Genomic DNA, 25,180 nt, shown 5'->3' with positions numbered 1-25,180 from the left:
CTGCTTTCTTTGCGCTATACACGTCTTATCAGCTAACTGCGCCCAAGCCGTGACAGGCCGGATCAGTTAAGCTACGGGCTAATTTAATTCTTGTTCGGGCAGTCCATGACTATCGATCAGCCATTGACCCTTTTGGGCGGCATCAGCGCGCATGAGTTCATGCAAACCTACTGGCAACGCAAACCGTTATTGATACGCGGCGCCATCCCTAATTTCAAGCACTCGCTGAGCATAGACAATATCCGCGAACTGGTAACGCGCGAAGAAGTCGAATCGCGCCTGATCATCCATGACGGCGACGACTGGGAAATGGAAACCGGGCCGTTTGACGAGCTGCCGCCCGCCTCACAGCCCAACTGGACCGCCCTGGCACAAAGCGTGGATCTGCACGACGACAATACCGCAGCCCTGATGCGTCAGTTCCGCTTCATTGGCGATGCCCGTCTGGATGATGCCATGATCAGTATTGCCTCTGACGGCGGTGGCGTAGGCCCGCACTTCGACAGCTACGACGTGTTCTTGCTGCAAGCCCACGGCAAGCGTCACTGGCGCATCAGCCAGCAAAAAGACTTGAGTCTGGTGCCTGATCTGCCCTTGAAGATTTTGCGCAATTTTCAGGTAGAGGAAGAGTTCACCCTGGAACCCGGCGATATGCTGTATCTGCCCCCGCACGTAGCACATGACGGGATTGCGATTGGCGACTGCATGACGATTTCCATCGGCTTTCGCTCGCCCACCCAGGCAACGCTGGCTCGGGGTTTGATGGATGCCGCCTCAGATCAACTGGCCGCCGCCAGTGGTGAAGGCTTTGGTCTGTATGCCGACCCGCCAATACCCATGCCCGAGTCCATGCAACAGCGCTACACCGACCCAGACGCACAGGCCAGCACCACACCTGCCGCCTTGCCGGAAAACCTGATTCAGAAGTCGCTGGATGCCTTGAATGCCATTCGTTTTGATGAGGCACTGGCCTCTCGCTTCCTGGGTGTCTGGCTGACCGAATTGCCCAGCAATAGCTGGTTCGACATTGCCGAAGATCCGGTTGATTTGCACGACCCCGAGCTGCCTGAAGGCCGCTTGGCGTTGGACCGCTGCTCGCGCATGATGTACCGAGGCGATGAGCTGTATATCAACGGTGAAGTGGCCCCCTGCCCGGCCAGCCCGGCGCTGAAATTGTTGGCTGACCAGCGTCAGCTCTCAATCCCCAGCGAGCATTTTGAAGCCCTGGATGAAGACGAACGTGAAATGCTCAATGCCTGGCTGGACGACGGCTGGCTGCAATTCAAGGAAAACTGAGCACCGAGCCACTAGCTCTGGCGAGTTCAGCAAAAAAGCGAGGCAGCCTGCAAGCTGCCCCGCTTTCTTATTTCTAGCCCGCCAAGAATCAAAAGTCCGATATATTTGTTGGTTGCGGTTGCGGTTGCGGTTGCGGTTGCGGTTGCGGTTGCGGTTGCGGTTGCGGTTGCGGTTGCGGTTGCGGCAGCATTATTCACGACGTGCAGCAATAAAAAGTACTATCATGAAAAACGCGATTCACAAGACGAGCAACTCGTCATAAAGCCACCATTAGTGGCTTTGCAGCCCAGCTTTAATCCAGCTCGGGCCACCCTCAAAAATCACGTAGCCACCCCACTCAATATAGTCAGGCACCTACTTAATTCAAAAGTGGTCTGCTACACACCAGAAAAGCGTCCTATCAGACCAGTCCATTTAGTCGCTATAACTAGTGCTCGTTTGTCATCTCTCCTTTTGGAAAGCGCAGAGCACTATGTCTACCTCTCGATCATCCTCATCCTATTTAGTCAGCGATCTGATCCCGCCTATCGTGGCCGGCCTCATCTCGGTCATCGTTAACTACGGCGGCACCTTTATTCTGGTTTTCCAGGCCGCCAAAGTTGCCGGGCTCAGCCCCGAGCTGACCGCGTCCTGGGTCTGGTCGATCTCGATTGGCGTCGGCGTTACCGGCCTGCTCTTGAGCTGGGTCTCGCGCGAGCCCATCATCACCGCCTGGTCAACCCCGGCTGCCGCCTTCCTGGTAACCGCGCTGGCCACCACGCCGTATGAAGAAGCCATCGGCGCCTACTTGATCTCGGCAGCAGCCTTCGTCGCCCTGGGTCTGTCCTCCTACTTCGAGCGCCTGATCCGCCTGATTCCCAACGGCATCGCCGCCGGCCTGCTGGCCGGGATTCTGCTGCAATTTGGCATTGGGGCATTTGGCAGCATGACACTGGACCCGAAACTGGCAGGCTTGCTGATCCTGGCCTACCTGATCATCAAACGCTTTTCCGCACGCTATGCTGTGGTGGGCATTCTGATCCTGGGCCTGAGCTTTTTGCTGTTGGAGCATCGCGTCGACCTCAGTGGCCTGAAACTGGAACTGGCCGCGCCGGTGTTCACCATGCCGGTGTTTACGCTCAATGCCCTGCTGAGCGTGGCCTTGCCTTTGTTTCTGATTACGCTAACTGGCCAATACATGCCAGGCATGCTGGTCCTGCGTAACGACGGTTTTCGTACCAGCGCCAACCCGATTGTGTGGGTAACCGGTCTGGGCTCGCTGATCATGGCTCCTTTTGGCTCTCACGCCATGAATGTGGCGGCCATTACCGCTGCCATTTGCACCGGGCCAGAAGCGCACCAGGATCCCTCCAAACGCTGGGTTGCCGGAATTGCAGCCGGCGTGTTCTACATTCTTGTCGGTGTTTTTGGCCTGACGCTGGCCGCCGTGTTCATGGCCTTCCCCGCAACCTTCATCACCACCCTGGCGGGTTTGGCGCTACTGGGAACCATTGGTGGCAGCCTGGCCGGCGCCATGGCGGACATCAAATCGCGTGAGGCAGCGTTAATCACCTTTCTGGCCTCAGCCGCCAACATCACACTATTTGGCATCGGCGGGGCCTTCTGGGGACTGGTGATCGGTCTGCTGGCGTACTTTATTTTGAACGGGAAGTTGCCGCAGCGTAAAACCGAACAACTGAGTAATGATGGACTGCCAGCAGCATCTGATGCCCGGTGATTAGTTGGAATAAATAGCAGACTAGGGCGGTAGTCCTAGCCTGCCATTGCTGCAGGGCCGATACCAGCACTGGCCTTGCCACTAGATAGGCGATGGCCTACGACAAAAAGCTAGCTGGGCATCCGAAATTTAAACCTTTTCAGCGGCCTCTATCGCAGCAAACCTTATCTGCGCACGATACAAACCCAGAAGCTTTTCTCAACTGCTTACGACGCGCCACACTTAACGCCTAGCAAAAAGCACAGCCCATACTTTTTCTGAACTGCCTACTCGGCAGCAAACAACCAGGTGCCACTCCCCATCCGGCGGTACTTTTTCTAAGCTGCCTACTCGGCAGCAAACCGGTGGTGGGATTCATCGGCATCAGCGAATTATTTCTAAGCTGCCTACTCGGCAGCAAACTAGAGCATTCATCCCTGAATGCTAATCAGGCTCTATCTTATGGCTTTTTTTGCGACTAAAACCCTTTTTTTACACCACCCCATAAGCATCTGATTTTAAACAAAATTTTAAATCATAGAAAAAAAGGGTTTCTGCAAAGAAAAGACCATCACCTCGAATTCGCTCATCAATTTTATTGTAAAAAATAGTCACACAAAAACAGCTAACAGTAGTCATAAACGGCAAATAACTCATTAATTAGCTCAAAACACCCTGAAAGAATTAATAGAAACAATCTCCTGACTGCCTCTTCCCGGCTCAAGTGCTAGCCTGCGCTGGCTTTGATCTTCAGGAAACAGTGTCATGTTTGGCGATTTCAATCTTGCGTCTCCCTATCCGGCTTATGCCCGCCTTCGCCAGGGGCCACCTTTGGTGTGGGATGCGGATTTCTGTGGTGGGGCGTGGCTGGTCCACAGGCACGGCGATGTCCAAGCCGCCCTGCGGCATCCCGATTTAAGTGTGCGGCGTGTTGGTGGGTGGGTGTCTCAAGCAGTTGCTAACCCCTCCCCGCGTCTGCAAACCTTCAAGGGCTTGATGGCCAGGACACTGGTGTTTCTGGATCGTCCCCGTCACACCCGTGTCCGGCGAGTGGTGAATGCCGCCTTTAGCGCAAAGGCCTTGGACACCCTACACGGCACCATTGAAAAGCGCGTTGCGCAAATCCACCTGGGCTTGGAAAACAAACTACAGCACGGCTCTGCCGATCTGGTGGATGAAGTCTGCCGTCCGCTCCCCGCCTTGGTCATGATGGATGTACTCGGTTTGCAGCAGCTACCCTTATCTGTTTTTCAGGCCTGGTCAGAGCAACTGGCGCGTTTTATTGGACAAGCGACACCAGATCAGCCCTTGTTGATGGACACGCAGGACGCCTTGTTGGATATGGCCGACTTTCTGGGGAACAGCGCCAACCTACAAGAAGGTGGCTTGGCTTGGCGGCTTTTGCATGACAAGCAACTCTCTCTTCAAGGCAGGCGCGAACGTTTGGCGCAGTCCTGTATGTTGCTCTTTGCCGGCTATGAAACCTCCCGGCATCTGCTCAGCTCCTTGTTTCAAACTCTGCTGGACGACTGCACAAAGCAGCAAGACTTGCTATCGAATCCCCAGAAGATTCCTGCCGCGATCAAAGAGGTGCTGCGCCACGACAGCCCGATTCAATACACAGCCAGACGTTTGATGCAGGACCAGCACTGGCACGGTCAGCATTTACGCAAGGGACAATTGCTGCTGTTGCTTTTGGGCGCTGCCAACCGGGACCCGGAGATTTTTGCCCATCCCGACGAGCTGGATTTCAATCGCAACAATCAGGCCGAGCTCTCCATGGGCCACGGAATTCATCATTGCCTGGGTGCTGGTTTGGTGCAGTTGGAAGCCAGGCTGACGCTTGAGCAGTTCCTGCCTTTATTACCTCGCCTTCAATTAGGCCAAGGTGAACGCATTCAGCTTCCCGCCTATCGGGGCTGGAACCGCTTGTCGGTTCAATACCGGGCCTTGCCGTCATGAGTGCTTTTCTCTCTCACCTGGATCAACAACTGAAGGCGTTGAAAGCCAAGAAGCTGTGGCGACAAAGAGCCATCAGCCGTCCCTTGCCAAACGCGCATATCGAACGCAATGGCCAGGTCTTGCTGAATTTCGCCGGAAATGACTATCTGGGGCTGAGTCAGCACCCAGCGCTCAAGCAGCTACAAGCACAGGACGTCGCCGGAGCCACCGCATCTCCGCTGATTTGTGGGCATCATGCACAGGCTCAGGCACTGGAGCAGGATCTTGCAGACTGGAGTGGCTTTGAGGCCAGCCGTCTTTTTGTCAGTGGTTATCAGGCCAGCTTGGGTGTCATTCCCGCGCTAGTCGGCACTGGCGACACGATCTTCTGTGACAGGCTGAACCACGCCAGCCTGATTGATGCCAGCCGTCTATCCGGCGCCCGTTTACGCGTCTATCCCCATAGGGATATGGCACGCCTGGATGACTTACTCAGCCGCCCTACGACAGGGTTCAAGCTGGTGATCTCGGACAGCCTGTTCAGCATGGACGGAACGATTGCCCCGCTTAATGAACTGATCGCCTTATGCGAACGCCACGATGCTTTGTTGTATCTGGACGATGCGCATGGCCTGGGGGTATTGGGTGAAAACGGACGCGGCGCGCCGGAACATTTTCAGCTCAAGACCACGCAACGTCAGCGCCTGATTTATCTGGGGACTTTTGGCAAGGCAGCCGGTCAAGGCGGCGCGTTTATCGCCTGCTCCCATAGCCTGGCGGACTGGTTCACTCAATCGGCTCGCAGCTATGTGTACAGCACCGGGCTGGCCCCAGTTCATTGCGCATCCTTGCTGGCCTGTCTGCAACTAATCAAACAAGCTCAAGCACAGCGGACCTTGCTGACAGAACACATCCAAACGCTGCAAACCCTGAGCCGGAATCTGCCCTGGCGCTTGGCTCCGTCCAAGACGCCGGTACAAAGCCTGCTGATTGGCGAGGTCGAACCCACCTTGCAGCTATCCGAAACGCTCCTTCAAAAAGGTATTTGGGCACCGGCCATACGACCGCCCACCGTTCCCCGCCATCAAGCCCGATTACGCATTTCCCTGTCTGCCGCGCACCGGCATCAAGACATTGAACAACTGGTCCAGGCACTACATGAAGCCGCCCACTCTTTACGGTGATTTGCCATGAACTCAAACTCCTTTCCCCCTTTGGCCCAACGCAGCCTACAAGCGGTCTGGCATCCCTGCACTCAGATGCAGCACCACGATCAAGGCGTACCGCTACTGGCGATCAAACGCGCCCAGGGCGCCTGGCTGTATGATGCCGATGGCAACGCCTATCTGGACGCCATCAGCTCCTGGTGGGTAAACCTGTTCGGGCATAGCCACCCGCATCTGGTGCAGGCAATTAGCGATCAGGTACAGCAGTTAGACCACATCATGCTCTGCGGCCTGACCCACGAGCCGGTCGTGCAACTGTCCGAGCGCTTGGCCGCCTTGAGCGATCATCGCTTAGGCCATGCTTTTTATGCCAGCGATGGCGCTTCCGCCGTGGAAATTGCCCTCAAGCTAAGCGTGCATTACTGGCGCAACCAGGGGCAGGAGCACAAGCACCGTTTCGTAGGCATCGCACAGGGCTACCACGGCGAGACGCTGGGTGCGCTAGCCGTGACCGATGTGCCCTTGTTCCGAGAAAACTACGGCTCACAGCTAGGCCAGCAGTACACCGCAGCCAGCCCCGATCTGCGGCAGGCCAAGAGCCCGGACGAACACAGCCAGATCACCGAAAACGCCCTGCAGTCTTTGGAACAGATTCTGAATAGCCATCAGGATATTGCCGCTGTGATTTTGGAACCCCTGGTGCAATGTGCGGCTGGCATGTGCATGCACTCACCCGACTATCTGCGCGGTGTGCGCGAGCTATGCGACCGCTATCAGGTGCATTTGATTCTGGACGAAATTGCTGTGGGTTGCGGGCGTACCGGCACCTTCTTTGCCTGTGAGCAAGCAGGTATCTGGCCAGATCTGCTGTGCTTGTCCAAGGGAATTACCGGCGGGACATTGCCTTTGTCCGTGGTGCTATCCAGCCCCACGATTTATCAAGGTTTTTATGACCAGGACTTGCGTCGGGGCTTTCTGCATTCCCACTCCTACACCGGCAACCCCTTGGCCTGCCGCGCAGCGCTGGCCACCTTGGAGCTGTTTCAGCAATACCCTGTCTACGAGCTGCAAAAAACGCTGGGACAAGCACTTGATGACGGCTTGCACAAACTGAATCGGCAATATCCCAAGATGCAGCATCTGCGCCGCTGCGGAGTGATCTGGGCCTTTGATCTGGACACGGGCCCAGCCCAGTACGATCACCAGGGCTTCGCACGACGCTTTTACCACTCTGCCCTGCAACAGGGGCTGATGCTGCGCCCTATCGGCAATACGGTATATCTGATGCCCGGCTATCTATGGGGTACGAAAGAAATCGAACATGTATTGACTGGCTTAGGTCGCCTGCTAAAGGAATACGCATGAGGGCCTGCTTTGTGACGGGCACCGATACGGAGATTGGCAAAACGCTGGTCAGCTCGGCGTTGCTCCACGTGCTGAACCAAAGCGGCGCAAGCACGCTAGGCATCAAACCCATTGCATCGGGAGCGGAAGAAATAAATGGCCGTCTACACAACGAGGATGTGAATGCCCTGGCGCGGCACTCCAGCCTGAACGCTGCCCCGGAAACGCTGACACCGTACCTGTTTAAACCGGCTGCGGCCCCTCATATTCTGGCTGAGCAAGCAGGCATCGAATTGGAACCGACCCTGATTCAAAAGACGGTTCAAGCAGCGGTGAAATCAGCGGACTATGTCGTCGTCGAAGGGGTGGGTGGCTTCATGCTGCCCTTGGGCCAAGGTCGGACAGGCGTCGATCTGGCGCAGGCTTTGCAGCTACCAGTGGTCTTGGTTGTTGGTTTACGTTTGGGGGCCTTGAATCATGCTTTGCTGACGGCTCAAGCCATACGCGCCAGTGGTTTGCCCCTGCTGGGCTGGGTCGCCAACCACATCGCCCCGGAGATGAGTTATGCCAAGGAGAACCTGCAAACGCTGCATGACTATCTGCCCGGCCCTTGTCTGGGTGTCATTCCAAGACTGAATGCCACCACACTGGATGATCGTATCCAGCAAGCGGCGCACTATCTACGTTCACCCTGGGAAGATAAAGACTAAGCGCTTTTTATGGAGCTTAAAGAAAGTAGCTGCCGACGCTACCTAGAAACGCCACGCCCAGCAGCAGACACACCGCGCCGCCCAAGGCAAAACGCAAGGCGGGGTTGGCAGACCAGACGTCCACGCAGCGATTTAGCACGCGTTGACGCCATGTTCCCTGCCCTGCTGCGGCTTGCCGGGATGTTGCACGCAAATTGGTCAGTTGCTCCTGGCTGATTCCATCCATCGCTTCCCACTCCAGCTTCCAACGCAAGAAAGCAGCCTGGTGCTGGGGATCAATGGACAGCCAGGCACGGAACGCGGACTGGCTGCGGGCATCGTTCTGGTGTTTGGGATCATGATGCTTAAGCAGCCAGCTCAAGGCCTGCTCATCAATGTGCTGCATGTGCTCGTCCTTAGACATACGAACCAGCCGGACGCGGCACGACCCCATCCACCCGATTGGCCTGTGCCGGATTGTGACGGCACGCCAGCATAGCCATGCGGATATAGTGCTCAACCACTCGGGGGCTAGTGCCCATGCGAGTCGCAATTTCTTTGTAGTTCAGCCCCTCGAAGCGATGCAGCACAAAAGCTTCGCGACGACGACGAGGCAAGGCCTCGATCATCGCCAACACACGAGCCCCCGGTTCTGAAGGAGCATGAACAGAGGCTTGTGAGCCACGCAGCATGCGCAGGCAAAAACGTAAACCGTTACGGTAAAACGATTTCAGCATGGGCCACTCCCTAAAACACACTAAATGATAATAGTTCCTATTATCTTTACTGTTTTGGAGAAAGTCCAGCCCTGCTCGATAAAGATTTACTCTGCTCAGAAAATAAAAGGTGCTCTCTCTCAAACCCCTGCCAGAAAAAGGCCTTGCGCCACTTTCAGGGGCAACAGCAATACAGACACTACCAACAAAGCCCAGCGTAGCCTGAAAAAAGTACTGCGTCCTTTCAGGAAAAGGCCGCCAAGTGCCTCTTCTTCTGTAAAGGGAAAACAAGCGCTAATCACCTTGACCTCATAGTATTCCTTGCCCCTGTTAGCTCTTCTTCGATAAGAGAAAAAGAGCAAGGTCACGCAGTACGGGGCAAAGACATAAAAAAAGCCCTGGCACGAAACCAGGGCTTTTTCCAGGCGACCCGCAGGCCAGCTTACAACAATCAGCTACCGGGGCGCAGATTGGTGGACAGCACATTAATAATGCGCTTGGCTGTCGCTGTCGTCTGTTCCTGGCCTTGCTGATCCAGCACCGTTACGCGAGTGCCTGCACCTTGAGCACTGAGCTTGATGCGGAACGGAGTGGCTTCGGCGGTGTTGCGGCTGCCGAAGAGGCGACCAATAATGTTTTGCTGTTCGATCTTCTCGCCGGTATCCGAATCCAGATAGCGGATAAAGAATTCACCAGCGGAACGGTCACGATCTTCAACCGAGAAGCCGGCGGAGTCGATGGCCACGCCAACACGACGCCATGCACGATCAAAGGACTCGCTCAGCATCAATTCGGCCTGATCGCCCTTGTCTGAGGTCTGGACTTGAACGCCAGCAGGATCCTTGGTGGCATTGGCCACTTGTTCACGTGCGGTTTCAATATCCGAGCCCAAAAACACCATCATGCGAGCCAGCATGGCGGCATTCAGACCGGGATCTTCTTTGGCAAACACCCACTTAAAGGCGGTGCCGTCTGCCGTCGGTGTCTCTTCCATATGCTGGTGAGACACATAGATTTCGGTCTTGTTGCCGACACGCTCAAAGCGGGTGCGGAAGCGGTCACGTTCGCCGCTGTCAAAGACCTGGTCGATGATGGAACCCAAGGCGCTGCGAATCCAGCTTTCTGGAATCTTGGCACGGTTTTCAGCCCAATCGGTCTGGATCAAACCAGCACGAGGATCTTGAGACTGAATGGTAAAACCATGATCACCCCAGAATTCGATAATACGGGGGAACAGGTCTTCCACGGGCCGGTCTACAACCAGCCAACGCAGATCACCGTCACGCATCACCTTGATGGCGTCGGACTGAGGCAGGATATCATCTGCCCCGCCTTTGAGTTGCTGCGCATTCTGGCCTTGCGAGTAGACCGAATAAGACGTGACACCTTCTGGCGCACGGTAATGTGCGTCGCGGTTAGCCTGGGTCAGATCCGGCGGAATGCTCAATGGATCGCCTGCAACCGTACTCTTGTAATTCACCGACTCGCCCTGACCCATTATCTGGTCCATTGTCGAGCAGCCCGACAGTACCAATAGGCTCAAAGACAGCCCTATCAGGCTTTTATTAACTGGCTTAGCAATCATGGAAGAAGATCCGCAAGTTTCAAGGATTGACGCAGCAATTCGTGATGCTGTGCACTTAACGGCGTCAATGGTAAACGATATCCCAGCTGAGTAAGGCCCATTTCTGCAACGGCCCATTTCACGGGAATGGGGTTAGCCTCAATAAACAGGTTCTTATTCAAACCTGCCAGATAGGCATTCAAACGGCGTACCGTCGGTACGTCCATATCCAGAGCAGCCTGACACAACTGGCTCATCAGGCGTGGGGCCACGTTGGCCGTCACGGAAATATTGCCTTTGGCGCCCAATAAGATATACGCAGCAGCGGTAGGATCATCACCGCTGACCACAATAAAGTCTTCCGGCGCATCGCGCAGCAGCAAGCCACCACGAGCCAAGTCGCCCGTTGCGTCCTTGATACCGATGATGTTGGGGATTTGAGCCAGACGCAGCACGGTATCGTTCTGCAAATCGGCGACCGTGCGGCCTGGCACGTTGTACAGAAACTGGGGCAGGCTCACCGCTTCGGCAATAGCGCGAAAGTGCTGGTACATGCCTTCCTGGGTGGGACGGTTGTAGTAAGGCACCACCGACAAGCCAGCGTCTGCACCCACTTGCTGGGCGTGACGCGACAGCTCAATGGCCTCACGGGTGGAGTTGCCACCCACACCAGCAATCACCGGAACACGACCGGCGGCGTGCTCAACGGCAATCTTGATCAGTTCAGCGTGTTCATCAACCGACACCGTCGGCGATTCGCCCGAGGTCCCAACAACCACCAGCACACGCGTTCCTTCCTGAATGTGCCAGTCGATCAGCTTTCGGTAAGCGGCAAAATCCAGACCCCCATTGGGATCCATGGGTGTAACAAGGGCAACCATACTGCCCTGAAAATTGGAAATAGCAGAGTCCGAACTTGCCATGATGAGATGAATCTCCGGGTTTAAGGCCCTATAGCCCAAAAAAAATATGACTCACAAGTTTAACGGATAAGCCGTTAAATCATAAGAACCATTTCAATATGCCTTCACCCAGTGCAATCAAAGGACTCATCAGGGTCCAGAGCACACCGGTAAACATCAGCAAGATCAGAATGATCATGCCATAAGGCTCGATACGAGAATAATGATAGGCCCAACGATTAGGCAATAGACTAAATACAATGCGCCCACCGTCCAAAGGCGGCAAAGGCAGTAGATTCAGTGCCATCAACACCAGGTTGACCTGTACGCCAGCCACTGCCATCCCCATCCAGAAGCGGCTGTCACCCTGCCCCAGCTTGACCATCAAATGGGCATAAAGGACCCACAAAATAGCCATCAGCATATTGGAGGCCGGGCCGGCCAAGGCAACCCAGAGCATGTCGCGTTTGGGATTGCGCAAACGTCCCCAATCCACTGGCACAGGTTTGGCCCAGCCAAACAAAATGCCCCCCATGCCCATCATGGCGCTGGAGAGCAACAGAACCGCAGGCACCACAATGGTGCCGATAGGGTCAATGTGGCGCAGTGGGTTCAGGCTGATACGACCGGCCAGCATCGCCGTGGGGTCGCCAAACATACGCGCGACGTAGCCATGGGCGGCTTCATGTAGCGTAATGCCGAAAATGACAGGCAAAGCATAGACCGTCAAGGTCTGTATAAAAGAGTCCATGGTGATCCTTGGGTCCGGGCCGTGGGACTATCCACTCACAAAGGATAAGCCACCTACACGCGGCCCGTCTGATTGGGACAGCGAGTGCTGCCCCAAGGTTCAGAATTGAAACACGGATACGCACTTGGACGCGAGTTTTGTGTCAGTCAGGGATCAAGACAGGCCCAGCGTAGACGGATCACCCGACCCGCGACGCAACACTTCGGGCGTTGGGCCCGTCAAATCAATGACAGTAGTGGCCTGCAAGGGGCACGGTCCACCATCGACAACCGCCGCCAGTTGATGCGCATAACGGTCCAGAATTTCCTGGGCATCGTTCAAGGGCTCGTCTTCACCGTCGGGAATCAGGGTGGTGGAGATCAGGGGGCTGCCCACTTGCTCCATCAAGGCCAGGGCCACTTTCTGGTCGGGCACCCGAATACCAATAGTTTTGCGCGAAGGATGCGACACGCGGCGCGGCACTTCCTTGGTAGCTTCCAGAATAAAGGTCCACGGACCGGGGGTGGCCATTTTCAGCAGGCGATACTGCGGGTTGTCCACTTTGGCAAAGTGGCTGATCTCGGCCAGATCACGACACAGCAAGGTCAGATGATGACGGTCATCCAAGCCACGCAAACGACGCAGGTTGTCAGCGGCCGACTTGTCGTCCAGACGAGCGACAACGGCATAACTGGAATCGGTAGGAATGGCGAGCAGCCCTCCTTTAGCCAATAATTCGGCTGCTTGAGCCAATGCGCGGGGTTGGGGGTTTTCGGGATGAACGACGAATAATTGAGACATTTCGCGCTTCCTTGCTATTACGAGGGGAAATCATTAAACCTGAGCCACACCGTGACCGGCAAGACCGGAGCAGGACTCAGGGTCGGCGTATTCATGCATGAGTGTTGCATTATTTAAAAAAAGCATGCTAGAATACATTTTTTACTTCACAGCCCACCCTAAAGTAGGCCTGAAGCAAAAAGCAGTAAACAGTGGTGACCGTAGCTCAGTTGGTAGAGTCCCGGATTGTGATTCCGGTTGTCGTGGGTTCGAGCCCCATCGGTCACCCCAAAAAATTTACCGCTTCCAGCGTTTTGCGTATCTCCTTAAAAAGAAGCCAAAGCCAGGAACTGGAAAAAACATACTTGAAAGCCCGCCACGTAGCGGGCTTTTTTGCGTTTGTTCATCGTAGCAAGTTTGGCGCCTTCGCACACCCCCACACACGTTCAGGCAGGACAATAAACTGTGTTTGAATGTGAAACCCTTGCCTGCCTTGACTTGCACCCGCCGCCCCGCCCTTCAAATTAGCAGGTCCGCTCGTCAACCGTGTCGCCCTCCATCAAACGCCTGGCGTTTCGGCCCGCGTCGTCTGTAATAGAAACTGGCACAAAACCACACTTTCTTATACTCTAATCTGTCCCATTTCCTGGAAGTTTGCTGATGACACTCGGTTTCCCCTGCTGGGATCAGGCACCCGCCCATTGGGATTGGCTGGCACAAGATGAAGACGGCCAATGGTTTTGGTATGGCGTCCAACCGTCGCCCGGCATAGGAGGTGGCGTCTGGCGTTCCCCCTCGCGTCTACAGCAATTTGCTGCCCGAGGTGAGCCGAACCCTTCCTGGATGCACAGTCTTTACCAACGTCCTGACCTACCCGACCGTAGCAATTGACCCCATGCAAGAGCATCTGATCCATCTGCGCTCCCTGCTGCACGATTACTGGCCGCATCTGGCTCTGGCGCTCAGCGTGATACTGGGCGCATCGGCAGCCATTCACGCCGCCATGACCAAGAACGATGTGCGCGCAGCCATCAGTTGGGTGGGCGTCATCATCATGTCTCCGCTGCTGGGGCCATTTCTGTATTTAATTGCGGGAATCAACCGCGTACGCAGACAAAGCCGCCTGGAACAAAGTGCGGACGTATTCTATGAGCAGGTCACTTACCTGCATCCCCCCGTCTCGGACATTGGCGCCCTGGTCGGCGCACCGTTTCGCTCTTTACAGATTCTGGGCGATCGCGTCAGCCGCAGCCAATTACGCAACGGCAATAATGTACGCGTCCTGGTCGGTGGCGATCAGACCTATCCCGCCATGCTGCAGGCCATTGAGCAGGCTCACAGCACCATTGCCTTGCAAAGCTATATCTTCGATAGCGACCGCCTGGGGCGCGAGTTCGTCAGTGCTCTGTCACGAGCCCATCAACGTGGCGTGCAGATTCGTGTGCTGGTCGATGCCATTGGAGCGAAATACTCGCGCACGCCGATTGTGCGATTGCTGCGCCGCGAAGGCATACGGTGCGCTCTGTTCATGACCAACCCGCTGGGCTTTTTACGCATGCCCTACGCCAATCTTCGCAGTCACCGCAAGCTACTGATTGTGGATGGCACAGTAGGCTTTACCGGCGGCATGAATTTGCGTGAATCCTTTATGGCGCAGTACAGCGAGGGCAAACCATCCCAGGACACACACTTTCGCCTGGAGGGCCCGGCTGTCATGCAGTTGCTGGCCTCTTTCCGGCACGACTGGCAGTTCACCACGCGCGAGGACCTGTCCCCCGCCTATTGGCATGCCAGCTCCACGCCCGCGCCTCGGCCTCATGTGCCCGCCCGTTGCATTGCCTCTGGACCTGACCGCTTCATGGCCAGCACCCACCATATGCTGCAAGGTGCGTTTGCCATTGCCCAGCGCCATATCCGTATTCAATCGCCCTACTTTCTGCCCGACCAGATCCTGCTAGGGGCCTTGAATACCGCCGCCCGCCGTGGCGTTCAGGTCGATATCGTCATCCCCGGACAAAACAATCTGCGTCTGGTCAATTACGCCATGACAGCCCAACTGGATCAGGTTCTACGCGCCGGCTGCCGGGTCTGGCGCGCGCGCGGCCCCTTCAACCACTCCAAGCTCATGACCATTGACGGCGCCTGGTCCTATATTGGTTCATCCAATCTGGACCCGCGCAGCTTGCGTTTGAACTTCGAGCTGGACGTGGAAATTTACAGCCGCGATACGGCCCGCCAAATCCAGAACCTGATTGATCTGGAGATTGAAGAGGCCGAAGCCGTCAGCCTGGAGTCCTTAAGTTCGATTGGTTTTGGTAAACGCTTGCGTAACCGCCTGATCTGGCTGGCCAGCCCCTATTTATAGGGTGTGCGTCGATGACACGACAGCAAGCCTAAGGAAAGCCCTTGGCTTGCACAATCTTTCAATCCGCTTGCGCACCCACCCCGTATAATCAAGCGCTTAAACGGTCAACACAGACAGGCGTGCCGTTCCCATACAGCCATGAGCGCCTTTAAAAAAACAATGTCCGAGCTTTCTTATTCCGACCTGGCCCAATGGGCCGCCCACCACCTTGAACACCGCCCACCCCGTGCCAAGTCCCTGGTCATGACCTTGTTTGGGGACGTGATTCGCCCTCATGGCGGCAAACTCTGGCTGGGAAGCCTGATTCAGTTGCTGGCCCCCTTCGGGATCAGCGACCGGCTGGTGCGCACCAGCGTATACCGGCTGGCCGAAGAAGGTTGGCTAAGCGCACAACGCGAGGGCCGACGCAGTCAATACACTTTGCGTCCCGAAGCCAGCCAACGCTTCGAGCATGCCTATCAACGCATCTACACCCCCACTTACCTAGCCTGGGATGGTCAATGGACACTGATCTTCAGCATGCCCACCCTGATGATGAATTCCAAACAACGCGCCGACCTGCGCAAGGAACTGCTGTGGGAAGGGTTTTGCGCCCTGTCACCCACCGCTTTCCTGCACCCGAACCCGGATCACACCATTCTGGATTACATCCTGCAGGCTACCCAGGCTCAGTCACTGGTTTATGTCGCTAAGCTGGAGCCCTCCCAACTTCCCCAAACCCGTCCCCTGTCTCAACTGATTCAGGACAGTTGGGATCTGGCCCAGGTAGCCAGCGGCTACGGGCAGTTCATCCGGCGTTTTGCGCCTGCTCTGGCCATGCTGGAGGCAGGACAGGATTACAACGACGAGCTGGCCTTTGTGATTCGCACCCTGTTGATTCACGAGTTTCGCCGTATTCAGTTGCATGACCCCCAACTGCCCATTGAGCTATTGCCAGCGGGCTGGGCCGGCAAACAGGCCTATGAGCTGTGTCGGGACGTGTATCGCCTGGTGTGCGCCAAGGCCGAGCGCTATATTCTGTCCACCTTGCGGGCCGAAGACGAGCAGGCACCTGAAGCAGCAGCCTACTTTTATGAACGCTTTGACGGTCTGCCGGTTCCATCCGAGAGCCAAGCCTAAGCCCGACGCCTGAGCTTGCGGACTGACGCAGGGACTGACGCAGGGACTGACGCAGGGACACATAAAAAACCCCGGTGTGATCTGAATCACACCGGGGTTTTTATACGTTTTCAGGATCAGGCTCGGGCACTCAGGCCCGGCCTGTCAGAGCAGATTAGTGTGCAGACGCCGCTGCAGCACCCACACCCGTCTCGGAACGCACAGACTGAGCCTCAAAACCGGCACGATCAATCTCGGCGCGAGCACTACGATCAGTGATCGAGAAGAACCAGATCGCCAGGAACGCCAACGGCATGGAGAACAGCGCCGCCGACGCATACGGGAATGGAGCCGTGCCAGCCGGATTACCCAACGTGGCTTCCCACACCGATGGCGAGAGCAAGGTCAGCAGCAACGCCACGATCAGACCCAAGAAGCCGCCAATTGTCGCGCCACGCGTCGTGCAACCCTTCCACATAATGGACAGGAACAGAACCGGGAAGTTAGCCGAGGCCGCAATCGCGAAGGCCAGTGACACCATGAAGGCAATATTCTGTTTCTCGAAAAGAATACCCAGCAACACGGCAATCACCCCCAGGACCAAGGTAGTCGTACGCGATACACGCATCACTTCCTCGTTCGTGGCCTCGCCTTTTTTGATCAGCGTGGAGTACAGGTCATGCGACACAGCCGACGTACCGGAGAGAGTCAAGCCAGCCACCACAGCCAAAATCGTGGCAAAAGCAACCGCCGACATAAAGCCCAGGAACACGTCGCCACCCACGGCATCAGCCAAGTGCACAGCGGCCATATTGGTACCACCAATCAACACTCCGCCATCTTCAAGGAAGCGAGGGTTGGTGGACACCAGCACGATAGCGCCAAAGCCAATGATGAAGGTCAGGATGTAGAAATAGCCAATCCAGGTGGTTGCCCAAAACACGGATTTACGTGCTTCTTTTGCATCAGGCACCGTGAAAAAGCGCATCAGGATGTGTGGCAAACCAGCGGTACCGAACATCAAGGCCATACCGAAGGAAATAGCGCTGATCGGATCCTTGATGAAGTTACCCGGTCCCATGATGGCCTGACCAATTGTGGAGGCCTGAACCGCATCTTTACCGGCAGCGATAGCGGCATCGGTCTTGACCTGTACTGCCGCCGCAAACAGTTTTTCCGGCGAAAAACCATATTGCGCCAGTACCATGATGGCCATGAAAGAGGCACCGAACAGCAGTAGCCCAGCCTTGATGATCTGCACCCAGGTAGTCGCGGTCATGCCACCGAACAGCACATAGACCATCATCAACACACCCACCAGCACCACGGCCACCCAGTATTCCAGACCAAACAGCAGCTTGATCAACTGGCCCGCACCTACCATCTGTGCGATCAGGTAAAACAGAACGACCACCAGCGTGCCCGAAGCCGCAAAGGCGCGGATAGGACCTTGGCGAAAGCGATACGCAGCCACGTCAGCAAAAGTGAACTTACCCAGATTACGCAGCTTTTCTGCCAACAGGAACGTAATGATCGGCCAGCCGACCAAAAAGCCGATGGAGTAGATCAGGCCGTCGTAGCCATTGATCATCACCGCAGCGGAAATACCCAAAAAGGAAGCCGCAGACATATAGTCACCGGCAATGGCCAGGCCGTTTTGAAAGCCTGTAATACCGCCACCTGCCGTGTAGAAGTCAGAGACCGACTTGGTGCGGGCAGCCGCCCATTTGGTAATCCACAAGGTCGCCAGCACAAAGGCCGCGAACATGCCAATAGCGGTCCAGTTGGTTGGCTGCTTTTGCAGCTCGCCCAGATCGCCACCTGCCGCCAACAAGGCGGGGCTGGTCAGCATCAAACCCAGAACGAGCCCGAAACGAAGGTAGGAACGTTTCATTTACGCACCTCCTCAAGAACTTCCTTGGCCATCTGGTCGAACTTGGTATTGGCGCGCCAGACATAAATACCTGTAATCACCACCGCCAAAACAATGACGCCAAAACCAATAGGAATACCCAAGGTCATGACGCCTTCACCCAAGCGCATTGCAAACAATTCCTTGTCGAAAGCAATAATGCCGATGTAACTGTAATAGGCCACCAGCATGATGATGGTGAGTGTCCAACCCAACCGCAACCGGGTCTTGACCAGATTTTGATAGCGAGGATTGGCCGTTATCCGACCTACAAGGGGGTCTTGCATAGTTTGTCTCCGCATTGTTCTGAACGCCTTATTTTGCTGGCGTATCTTATGAACCGACCCAGCCCGAAAAGGCTGAAAACGGCGCTATGAAGACGCCTGCCGACGTCTATGCGGTGAACATTAGAGCCCGACACTTACACCATACTTACTAATTGTGCCGCCTCAGGGTTATGCCTAGGAGCACAAAAGTTGCACGCAAAAAGGGAAGTAAGGTGGCGCGGGTGGAGGGGTTCGAACCCCCGGCCCCAGGCTTAGAAGGCCTGTGCTCTATCCAACTGAGCTACACCCGCCAGGTGATGGTGGCATCGTCAGAACTGCCGACAATGCAAGGTCCTGATGCAAAGGTCCGGCAAGCGCCGGGACCCGTTTCAAGGTTTTTTCGTAACAAAACAAGCTTGAAAAGGACAATCGCGTATTCTAGCCTGAAAAGTCGTTTTCGATAAGCCGCGAGCAAGTCGCAGTGTCAATACTGTAAAAAAAATAATTATAGAGAGTATTTTGAATCGCAAATGGTACAGTCTTGTACGGATTAACTTGTTTTCCTGGACTTTTCTTCCATGCCGGCAACAAAGAAACTAAGCAAGCACTCTTTACGCTTATCGGCCCCCCTCCTACTTTTGAGCGCATTCCTGAGCACCGCACAGGCCGGTATTAGCTATCAATTGCGCCAAGTACAAGCCAGTTCGGGCGAAAGCGTCAACATTGATGCCATCGTCTATAACGACACAGGCAGCTTGATGAACTGGACTGCCCCGCAAAATCTGGTTTTGCAGTGGCGCGACACCAACGGCAACGTCATCCGCAGCCTGGCCGAACTGGTTACTTCCCGGCCACGTGCGTCTATCCCCACCAACAATTTCACCGCCTACAGTTGGCGAGCCGTGGTCCCCAACGGGTTAACCGGCCTGCAAGCGGTCAATATTGAAGGCGAGCGTGTGATGTTGGCACTGGATACCAACCCGCAAGGCCAAAGCCCGATTACCTCTTTGCCTGCCACCGCACCGGTTGTGAATGCCGGCGCAGGCCGTGATCCTGGCGTCATCGATCCCGAGTTGCCCTACGCTCAGGCGGTGGCCGCTGGCGCTCAGCCAGAAGGTCCAGCCATCAATAGCGGAGAGGGCTTGCGCCCGGCAACCTCCAGCTTTGAGAACTTCAGTAACGCCATCTCGGCACACGACCCAACCTACTTTATTGGTGGCAGTAAAGGCGGGACAAACGCTCGCTTCCAGTTAAGCTTCAAGTACCGTTTGCACTCGCCACAGGACCCCAGCCATCCGAAGTTCTACGATCACTTCTACATTGGCTACACGCAAACTGCGCTGTGGGATCTGCACGCCGACTCCAAGCCCTTTGTCGACACCACGTACCGCCCCAGCTTTTTCTGGCGCAAGGACTCCATCTGGGAGTCCGAGCAAAAACGCCTGTTCATGGGCCTGGCTACCGGCTACGAGCACGCCTCTAACGGCAAGGCCGGTGAGGACTCCCGCTCCATGAACGAGGTCTTTATCCAGCCCGAGTTCAACTACCGCTTTGATCACGGAGCCACACTGACGTTTGCCCCACGTATCAAGCACTATGTGTTCATGGGCGAGAACGCAGACTGGGCTCACTATCGTGGCCGCTACGACTGGAAGATCCGCTACGCTCAGGACAACGGTCTGGTGCTCTCTGGCATGTATAACAAGGGTGCTGGCAGCCGCAACACGCACGAGTTCTCGATTGCCTGGCCGCTCAAACGCACCCCCTTGAACATGAATGGCTACCTCTACGGCCAGTACTTCTCGGGCTACGCGGAAACCATGCTCGGTTACCGCGATCGTTCTTCGCAATTCCGTATCGGTCTGGCCCTGGTGCCATAAAACTGCTAGAGCAAGCCCCCACCGCGCCGGCTTCCCATGCCGGCGCGGGCCATATCATGATCACAGGCCTGGATCAGAAAACGCTGGAACAAGGCCACCAGACCTTGCGGCTCACGTTCTTTGGGCCACAACAAGCCCACCTCGACAGACTCCACCGCATCGGTAATGCCGATCGCGTGAATACGCTTGCCTTCCAAAGACCAGGGCCGATAAACCATATCGGACAGAATCGTCACGCCAAAGCCATAAGCCACCAGACCACGTACCGCCTCCAGGGAGCGCGTCCGCATGGCCACACGCTCGGGAAAGCCAGGGCTGCCCCAATGCCGCATGGCCGCCGTATCCGCGTCGTCCACCGTCAAGAAGATGTAGGGATAATGATTGATCTGCTCCAAAGACACACTGGACTCACTGGCCAGTGCGTGTTGATCTGAGACCCATAAGCGCCGGCGGGAACTGCTCAGGCGGTGGTGCCCAAACAGGGCCAAATCGGTAATATTCGACAAAAGAGCCACACCCAGGTCGATGCGCTCACTTTGCAAGGCCGCCTCCATGTCGGGGCGCTCCATATCCACCAGTTCGATGTCGATATTAGGATAACTGTGCTTGAAGCGGCTGATCAGGTCGGGCAAGAAATAGCCCAGAACCGTATAGCCAGCCGCCACCCGAATTTGCCCTTCGATATTTTGTCGGCGCAAATCAGCGTGATTCAGTGCGTCACTGACCGCGTCAATCACGTGATGCGCATGGTGAAAAAACGCCTGCCCCTGTGGCGTTAGCTCCACGCCGTGGGGCAGGCGTTCAAACAAGGCCACATTCAGTTGACGCTCCAGACTTTGCACCGCATTGCTGATAGCCGACTGCGAGACATTCTCCGCCTGGGCCGCCGCAGAGAACTGTCCGCTGACCGCCGCCGCAATAAAATAACGGAACTGTCTCAAGGTCACTTCGTGTTTCATAGCCATCCGTTTTTCAGATATCAGGTACACGTAAATTTGATTTTACGATAACAAAAAGCTGCCCTAGACTAAAGAACAAACGACAACAACTTGCACGAAAACAATCCTTCTTGCAGGAGACAAACTCATGAATGCCCCACTCAACAAACCTTACAAGGCCATGTTGGAATCGGTGTCCCTGGATGACAAATACACGGTCACCAAGGGCCGCGCCTATATGAGCGGCACCCAGGCTCTGGTGCGCTTGCCCATGTTGCAAAAAGAGCGGGACCGGCGCGCAGGTCTGAATACGGCCGGCTTTATCTCTGGCTACCGGGGTTCCCCACTAGGGAGCGTAGACCAGGCTCTGTGGCAAGCCAGCAAACACCTGAAAGAGCACGACATCGTGTTCAAACCCGGTCTGAACGAAGATCTGGCCGCTACCGCCGTCTGGGGTAGCCAACAAACCAATCTGTATCCCAGTGCCCGTTTCGACGGCACGTTTGCTATGTGGTACGGCAAAGGACCGGGCGTGGATCGCTCCATGGACGTGTTCAAGCACGCCAACTCGGCCGGCAGCTCCCGCCACGGTGGTGTGCTGGTGCTGGCGGGCGATGACCACGGTGCCAAATCCTCCACCGTTGCCCACCAGTCCGATCACGTTTTCGCCGCCGCCGGTATCCCCGTGCTGTATCCGGCCAACGTGCAGGAATACCTGGACTTCGGCCAACACGGCTGGGCCATGAGCCGTTTCTCCGGCCTGTGGGTGGCCTTGAAGTGCGTCACCGAAGTCGTGGAGTCCAATGCCTCGGTAGACCTGGACCCGGACAGCCTGAACATCGTCCTGCCCGAGCTCGAGGACATGCCCGCCGATGGCCTGAACATCCGCTGGCCAGACCCGCCACTGGCACAAGAAGCTCGCATGATGAACCACAAGTGGTACGCCGCTTTGGCTTATGTGCGCGCCAACAAACTGAACCGCATCGAGATTGATTCGCCCGAGGCGCGCTTTGGCATCATGACGGCCGGTAAGGCCTATCTGGACACCCGTCAGGCGCTGGCTGACCTGGGCCTGTCCGACGAACTCTGTGCCGAGCTGGGTATCCGACTCTTCAAAGTGGGCTGTATCTGGCCTCTGGACGGGCAGGACGCCCGCCAGTTCGCCACCGGACTGACCGAAATCCTGGTGGTGGAGGAAAAACGCCAGATTCTGGAATACGCCCTTAAAGAAGAACTGTACAACTGGCGCGATGATGTACGTCCCAAAGTCTACGGCAAGTTTGACGAGACCGAACACGGGGGTGGCGAATGGTCGTTGCAACGCTCTCCCTGGTTGCTGCCGCCCCAAGGTGAACTGTCCCCTGCAATTATTGCGCGCGCCATTGCCCGCCGCCTGTGCACCATGGACATTTCCGAGGAACTGCTGGCCCGCATCCAGGCTCGTCTGGCCATTCTGGACGCCAAGGATCGTGAAGCTCGGATGCCACGCGTCAGCGTGGAGCGCAAACCCTGGTTCTGTTCGGGCTGTCCGCACAATACCTCGACTCGCGTGCCCGAGGGTTCCCGCGCCATGGCGGGGATTGGCTGTCACTACATGACCGTCTGGATGGATCGCAGCACCTCCACCTTCAGCCATATGGGTGGCGAAGGCGTGGCCTGGATTGGTCAGCAACCCTTTACCGACGAGAAACACGTCTTTGCCAATCTGGGCGATGGCACGTACTTCCACTCGGGGATTTTGGCAATTCGCGCTTCGATCGCCGCCAACTCCAATATCACCTACAAGATTCTGTATAACGATGCCGTCGCCATGACAGGCGGCCAGCCCGTAGACGGGATCTTGAAAGTCACCGACGTCATTGCCCAGGTTCACGCCGAGGGTGCGCGCAAAATTGTGGTGGTTACCGACGAGCCCGAGAAATTCAAAGGCATGACCCTGGCCGGCAATCCGCCTGTCTACCACCGCGACGAGCTGGACCGCGTACAGCGCGAGCTACGTGAAGTGCCCGGCACCACTATCCTGGTCTATGACCAGACCTGCGCCACAGAAAAACGGCGTCGTCGCAAGAAAGGGACTTACCCGGATCCGGCCCTGCGCGCCTTTATCAATGACACGGTCTGTGAAGGCTGCGGAGACTGCTCGGTCAAGTCCAACTGCCTGTCCGTCGAGCCGCTGGATACCCCTATGGGCTCCAAGCGCCGCATCAACCAGTCCTCCTGTAACAAGGACTTCTCCTGTGTTAACGGCTTCTGCCCCAGCTTTGTCACCCTGAAAGGGGCTCAAGTACGCAAGCCAGAAGCGAAAGGCCGTTCGCTGGAATCCTTCCATCTGGCCGATCTACCGCTGCCCAAACTACCGGACCTGGACAAGACCTACGGTATTTTGATCGCCGGTATTGGTGGCACCGGCGTGGTAACAGTGGGCGGCTTGCTGGGCATGGCCGCTCATATCGAACAAAAAGGCGTCAGCGTCCTGGATATGGCCGGCCTGGCTCAGAAAGGCGGTGCCGTGCTGAGCCATGTGCAAATTGCACGCCAGCCCGATCTGCTGCATGCCACTCGTGTCCCAACCGGAGAGGCTTCCTTGCTGATTGGCAGCGACGCCCTGGTCAGCGCTTCCACGGACGTACTGAGCCGTGTCAGCCGCGACCGCACGCACACCATTATCAATACCGCTGCCAGCCCGACCTCGGACCTGATCGGTAACGCACACTGGAAATTCCCGCTGCAAACAGCCTGCACGGATATTGAAAATGCCGTCGGCAAGGAAATCCGCTATCTGGATGCCAATGCGCTGGCGGTCCATGTCATGGGCGACGCTCTGTACGCCAACCCCATCTTGCTGGGTTACGCTTTCCAGCGCGGCTGGATTCCCCTGCACATGGACAGCCTGCTGCGCGCCATTGAGCTGAACGGAGTAGCCGTCAAAGCCAACCGCGAAGCTTTCCAATGGGGCCGTCTGGCTGCTGAAAAAGGTATCGAAACCTTGATGGAAGGGGCCACACCCAAGGCCCGCGCAGTCTCTTTCCCGGAAAGCGTGCAGTCCCTGATCAAGCGTATGGAAGAGCACCTGACAGCCTATCAGAACCCAGCCTGGGCCAAACGCTATCGCGATGCCATCAACAAGATCATGGAACGCGAATCGCGTCTGGATCAGGACAAGACGCTACCCCTGACTCGCATCGCTGCTACGCAACTGGCCAAGCTGATGAGCTACAAAGACGAGTACGAAGTCGCCCGTCTGTATACCGACCCGGCCTTCCTGGACAAGCTGCGCGCCCAGTTTGCGGGTGAACCCGGCAAGGACTACCAGATTGAATACCACCTGGCTCCGCCCTTGCTCGGTCGCAAGAACAGCCAGGGCCAGCCCACCAAGAGCAAGTTTGGTCCTTCGACCCGCCACTTGTTCAAGATTCTGGCCGGTCTGCGCGGTTTACGTGGTGGAGCTCTGGATATCTTTGGCTACACCCAGGAGCGCCGTCAGGAACGGCAGAATATTGAAGACTATCTGGCCGACCTGAATGAAGTCAGCGCCCACCTGGATGCGGACAATATGGAAGTAGCCCTGCGTTGGCTGAACTACCCGGATCTGATCCGTGGCTACGGCCATGTCAAGGATGCGGGCCATGTCAAAGCCTACGCCCAGCGTGAACAACAACGCAGCCAGTTCCGCTCCCGTACCGAACCCAGCCAACGCGTTGCCTGAACCGACCGCCGGCCCTGAACACCGGGCTGGCTTCCCCTAGCTCCTTCTTAACAGCAGGCTGTCTTTCCAAGCGGCCTGCTTTTTTTTCGTCTTTAAACCCTGCACCTGTCACAACCCGGTTCTCTGCGACAACTACCGTCGCTTAGCGACACAGTTTGCTCCGCAAACTGACATACAATCGTGCAATTCGA

20 protein-coding genes and 2 tRNA genes are annotated in these 25,180 nt (G+C 56.3%); 12 read left to right on the top strand and 10 right to left on the bottom strand.

Features of this window, described 5'->3' with window-relative positions:
• The first annotated feature begins 105 nt into the window (after positions 1–105).
• From OKX01_RS04635 to bioD, 6 genes are all read left to right on the top strand, one after another.
• Positions 106–1,296, top strand: a complete 1,191-nt coding sequence (locus tag OKX01_RS04635) for a JmjC domain-containing protein (RefSeq protein ID WP_264672546.1) — start codon at positions 106–108, stop codon at positions 1,294–1,296.
• A 472-nt stretch (positions 1,297–1,768) separates the two neighbouring features.
• Positions 1,769–3,013 carry a benzoate/H(+) symporter BenE family transporter gene (locus OKX01_RS04630; protein WP_264672545.1) on the top strand — a complete coding sequence of 415 codons (1,245 nt, stop codon included), beginning with the start codon at positions 1,769–1,771 and terminating at the stop codon, positions 3,011–3,013.
• A gap of 744 nt (positions 3,014–3,757) precedes the next feature.
• The gene (locus OKX01_RS04625; RefSeq protein WP_264672544.1) at positions 3,758–4,954 is read left to right on the top strand and encodes a cytochrome P450; all 1,197 of its coding nucleotides are present in this window, start codon (positions 3,758–3,760) and stop codon (positions 4,952–4,954) included.
• Entirely contained in the window at positions 4,951–6,117 is a 1,167-nt protein-coding gene (locus OKX01_RS04620) for an aminotransferase class I/II-fold pyridoxal phosphate-dependent enzyme (RefSeq protein WP_264672543.1), read from the top strand. The genes OKX01_RS04625 and OKX01_RS04620 overlap by 4 nt, the downstream gene beginning before the upstream one ends.
• A gap of 6 nt (positions 6,118–6,123) precedes the next feature.
• Positions 6,124–7,464 (top strand): adenosylmethionine--8-amino-7-oxononanoate transaminase, encoded by a 1,341-nt coding sequence (gene bioA / locus OKX01_RS04615; protein WP_264672542.1) that lies wholly within the window; start codon positions 6,124–6,126, stop codon positions 7,462–7,464.
• Entirely contained in the window at positions 7,461–8,153 is a 693-nt protein-coding gene (gene bioD, locus OKX01_RS04610; protein WP_264672541.1) for a dethiobiotin synthase, read from the top strand. The genes bioA and bioD overlap by 4 nt, the downstream gene beginning before the upstream one ends.
• 16 nt (positions 8,154–8,169) lie before the next feature.
• Here bioD and OKX01_RS04605 read toward each other — a convergent pair whose 3' ends face one another.
• The 6 genes from OKX01_RS04605 to OKX01_RS04580 all read right to left on the bottom strand — a co-directional run bounded on the left by OKX01_RS04605 (position 8,170) and on the right by OKX01_RS04580 (position 12,845).
• Positions 8,170–8,538 (bottom strand): FecR/PupR family sigma factor regulator, encoded by a 369-nt coding sequence (locus OKX01_RS04605; protein WP_264672540.1) that lies wholly within the window; start codon positions 8,536–8,538, stop codon positions 8,170–8,172.
• A gap of 10 nt (positions 8,539–8,548) precedes the next feature.
• Positions 8,549–8,869: a sigma factor-like helix-turn-helix DNA-binding protein gene (locus OKX01_RS04600; RefSeq protein ID WP_108727977.1), complete on the bottom strand. Its 321-nt coding sequence runs from the start codon at positions 8,867–8,869 to the stop codon at positions 8,549–8,551.
• A gap of 430 nt (positions 8,870–9,299) precedes the next feature.
• Positions 9,300–10,433 (bottom strand): outer membrane protein assembly factor BamC, encoded by a 1,134-nt coding sequence (gene bamC, locus OKX01_RS04595; protein WP_125276993.1) that lies wholly within the window; start codon positions 10,431–10,433, stop codon positions 9,300–9,302.
• Positions 10,430–11,335, bottom strand: a complete 906-nt coding sequence (dapA, locus tag OKX01_RS04590) for a 4-hydroxy-tetrahydrodipicolinate synthase (protein WP_108727978.1) — start codon at positions 11,333–11,335, stop codon at positions 10,430–10,432. The genes bamC and dapA overlap by 4 nt, the downstream gene beginning before the upstream one ends.
• A gap of 79 nt (positions 11,336–11,414) precedes the next feature.
• Positions 11,415–12,065 (bottom strand): site-2 protease family protein, encoded by a 651-nt coding sequence (locus OKX01_RS04585; protein ID WP_094195861.1) that lies wholly within the window; start codon positions 12,063–12,065, stop codon positions 11,415–11,417.
• 153 nt (positions 12,066–12,218) lie between these two features.
• A complete protein-coding gene (locus OKX01_RS04580; RefSeq protein WP_094195860.1) occupies positions 12,219–12,845 on the bottom strand; it encodes an L-threonylcarbamoyladenylate synthase in 627 nt (208 codons plus the stop codon).
• 194 nt (positions 12,846–13,039) lie between these two features.
• On the opposite strand from OKX01_RS04580, the gene OKX01_RS04575 reads away from it, so the two are divergent.
• From OKX01_RS04575 to paaX, 4 genes are all read left to right on the top strand, one after another.
• Positions 13,040–13,115 (top strand) — tRNA-His (locus OKX01_RS04575).
• Between the two features lie 369 nt (positions 13,116–13,484).
• Positions 13,485–13,715, top strand: a complete 231-nt coding sequence (locus tag OKX01_RS04570) for a hypothetical protein (RefSeq protein WP_094195859.1) — start codon at positions 13,485–13,487, stop codon at positions 13,713–13,715.
• Positions 13,716–13,719: 4 nt separating this feature from the next.
• On the top strand, positions 13,720–15,189 hold the full coding sequence (locus OKX01_RS04565; protein WP_094195858.1) for a phospholipase D-like domain-containing protein: 1,470 nt from the start codon (positions 13,720–13,722) through the stop codon (positions 15,187–15,189).
• A 159-nt stretch (positions 15,190–15,348) separates the two neighbouring features.
• Positions 15,349–16,308 (top strand): phenylacetic acid degradation operon negative regulatory protein PaaX, encoded by a 960-nt coding sequence (gene paaX / locus OKX01_RS04560; RefSeq protein ID WP_094198276.1) that lies wholly within the window; start codon positions 15,349–15,351, stop codon positions 16,306–16,308.
• A gap of 154 nt (positions 16,309–16,462) precedes the next feature.
• Here the strand turns inward: paaX and OKX01_RS04555 are convergent, their stop codons facing one another.
• From OKX01_RS04555 to OKX01_RS04545, 3 genes are all read right to left on the bottom strand, one after another.
• Positions 16,463–18,181, bottom strand: a complete 1,719-nt coding sequence (locus OKX01_RS04555; protein ID WP_094195857.1) for a cation acetate symporter — start codon at positions 18,179–18,181, stop codon at positions 16,463–16,465.
• On the bottom strand, positions 18,178–18,486 hold the full coding sequence (locus tag OKX01_RS04550) for a DUF485 domain-containing protein (RefSeq protein WP_108727980.1): 309 nt from the start codon (positions 18,484–18,486) through the stop codon (positions 18,178–18,180). Before OKX01_RS04550 ends, OKX01_RS04555 begins: the two co-directional genes overlap by 4 nt.
• A 213-nt stretch (positions 18,487–18,699) precedes the next feature.
• Positions 18,700–18,776 (bottom strand) — tRNA-Arg (locus tag OKX01_RS04545).
• Positions 18,777–19,043: 267 nt separating this feature from the next.
• Here OKX01_RS04545 and OKX01_RS04540 point away from each other — a divergent pair.
• Positions 19,044–20,345, top strand: coding sequence for a phospholipase A (locus tag OKX01_RS04540; protein WP_264672539.1), 1,302 nt, complete (start codon positions 19,044–19,046; stop codon positions 20,343–20,345).
• Positions 20,346–20,350: 5 nt separating this feature from the next.
• Here OKX01_RS04540 and OKX01_RS04535 read toward each other — a convergent pair whose 3' ends face one another.
• The gene (locus OKX01_RS04535) at positions 20,351–21,304 is read right to left on the bottom strand and encodes a LysR family transcriptional regulator (RefSeq protein WP_413544470.1); all 954 of its coding nucleotides are present in this window, start codon (positions 21,302–21,304) and stop codon (positions 20,351–20,353) included.
• A gap of 127 nt (positions 21,305–21,431) precedes the next feature.
• Between OKX01_RS04535 and OKX01_RS04530 the strand changes: the two genes are divergently transcribed.
• Entirely contained in the window at positions 21,432–24,989 is a 3,558-nt protein-coding gene (locus OKX01_RS04530) for an indolepyruvate ferredoxin oxidoreductase family protein (protein WP_264672537.1), read from the top strand.
• Positions 24,990–25,180 lie beyond the last annotated feature (191 nt).

The sequence above is a fragment of the Alcaligenes sp. SMD-FA genome (assembly GCF_025960365.1).
Taxonomy (GTDB): domain Bacteria; phylum Pseudomonadota; class Gammaproteobacteria; order Burkholderiales; family Burkholderiaceae_B; genus Alcaligenes; species Alcaligenes aquatilis.
The sequence above is the reverse complement of the archived record's forward strand: the minus strand, read 5'-3'. Positions and strand labels throughout refer to the sequence as shown.

Bases quoted from the DNA above. Each gene is read 5' to 3' on its own strand.
- dapA (WP_108727978.1), bottom strand. From the start codon at position 11,335: ATGGCAAGTTCGGACTCTGCTATTTCCAATTTTCAGGGCAGTATGGTT.
- OKX01_RS04620 (WP_264672543.1), top strand. From the start codon at position 4,951: ATGAGTGCTTTTCTCTCTCACCTGGATCAACAACTGAAGGCGTTGAAA.
- OKX01_RS04570 (WP_094195859.1), top strand. From the start codon at position 13,485: ATGACACTCGGTTTCCCCTGCTGGGATCAGGCACCCGCCCATTGGGAT.
- OKX01_RS04530 (WP_264672537.1), top strand. From the start codon at position 21,432: ATGAATGCCCCACTCAACAAACCTTACAAGGCCATGTTGGAATCGGTG.
- OKX01_RS04540 (WP_264672539.1), top strand. From the start codon at position 19,044: ATGCCGGCAACAAAGAAACTAAGCAAGCACTCTTTACGCTTATCGGCC.
- OKX01_RS04635 (WP_264672546.1), top strand. From the start codon at position 106: ATGACTATCGATCAGCCATTGACCCTTTTGGGCGGCATCAGCGCGCAT.
- OKX01_RS04550 (WP_108727980.1), bottom strand. From the start codon at position 18,486: ATGCAAGACCCCCTTGTAGGTCGGATAACGGCCAATCCTCGCTATCAA.
- OKX01_RS04535 (WP_413544470.1), bottom strand. From the start codon at position 21,304: ATGAAACACGAAGTGACCTTGAGACAGTTCCGTTATTTTATTGCGGCG.
- OKX01_RS04555 (WP_094195857.1), bottom strand. From the start codon at position 18,181: ATGAAACGTTCCTACCTTCGTTTCGGGCTCGTTCTGGGTTTGATGCTG.
- paaX (WP_094198276.1), top strand. From the start codon at position 15,349: ATGTCCGAGCTTTCTTATTCCGACCTGGCCCAATGGGCCGCCCACCAC.
- OKX01_RS04600 (WP_108727977.1), bottom strand. From the start codon at position 8,869: ATGCTGAAATCGTTTTACCGTAACGGTTTACGTTTTTGCCTGCGCATG.
- OKX01_RS04565 (WP_094195858.1), top strand. From the start codon at position 13,720: ATGCAAGAGCATCTGATCCATCTGCGCTCCCTGCTGCACGATTACTGG.
- OKX01_RS04585 (WP_094195861.1), bottom strand. From the start codon at position 12,065: ATGGACTCTTTTATACAGACCTTGACGGTCTATGCTTTGCCTGTCATT.
- bamC (WP_125276993.1), bottom strand. From the start codon at position 10,433: ATGATTGCTAAGCCAGTTAATAAAAGCCTGATAGGGCTGTCTTTGAGC.
- OKX01_RS04625 (WP_264672544.1), top strand. From the start codon at position 3,758: ATGTTTGGCGATTTCAATCTTGCGTCTCCCTATCCGGCTTATGCCCGC.
- OKX01_RS04630 (WP_264672545.1), top strand. From the start codon at position 1,769: ATGTCTACCTCTCGATCATCCTCATCCTATTTAGTCAGCGATCTGATC.
- bioA (WP_264672542.1), top strand. From the start codon at position 6,124: ATGAACTCAAACTCCTTTCCCCCTTTGGCCCAACGCAGCCTACAAGCG.
- OKX01_RS04580 (WP_094195860.1), bottom strand. From the start codon at position 12,845: ATGTCTCAATTATTCGTCGTTCATCCCGAAAACCCCCAACCCCGCGCA.
- OKX01_RS04605 (WP_264672540.1), bottom strand. From the start codon at position 8,538: ATGCAGCACATTGATGAGCAGGCCTTGAGCTGGCTGCTTAAGCATCAT.
- bioD (WP_264672541.1), top strand. From the start codon at position 7,461: ATGAGGGCCTGCTTTGTGACGGGCACCGATACGGAGATTGGCAAAACG.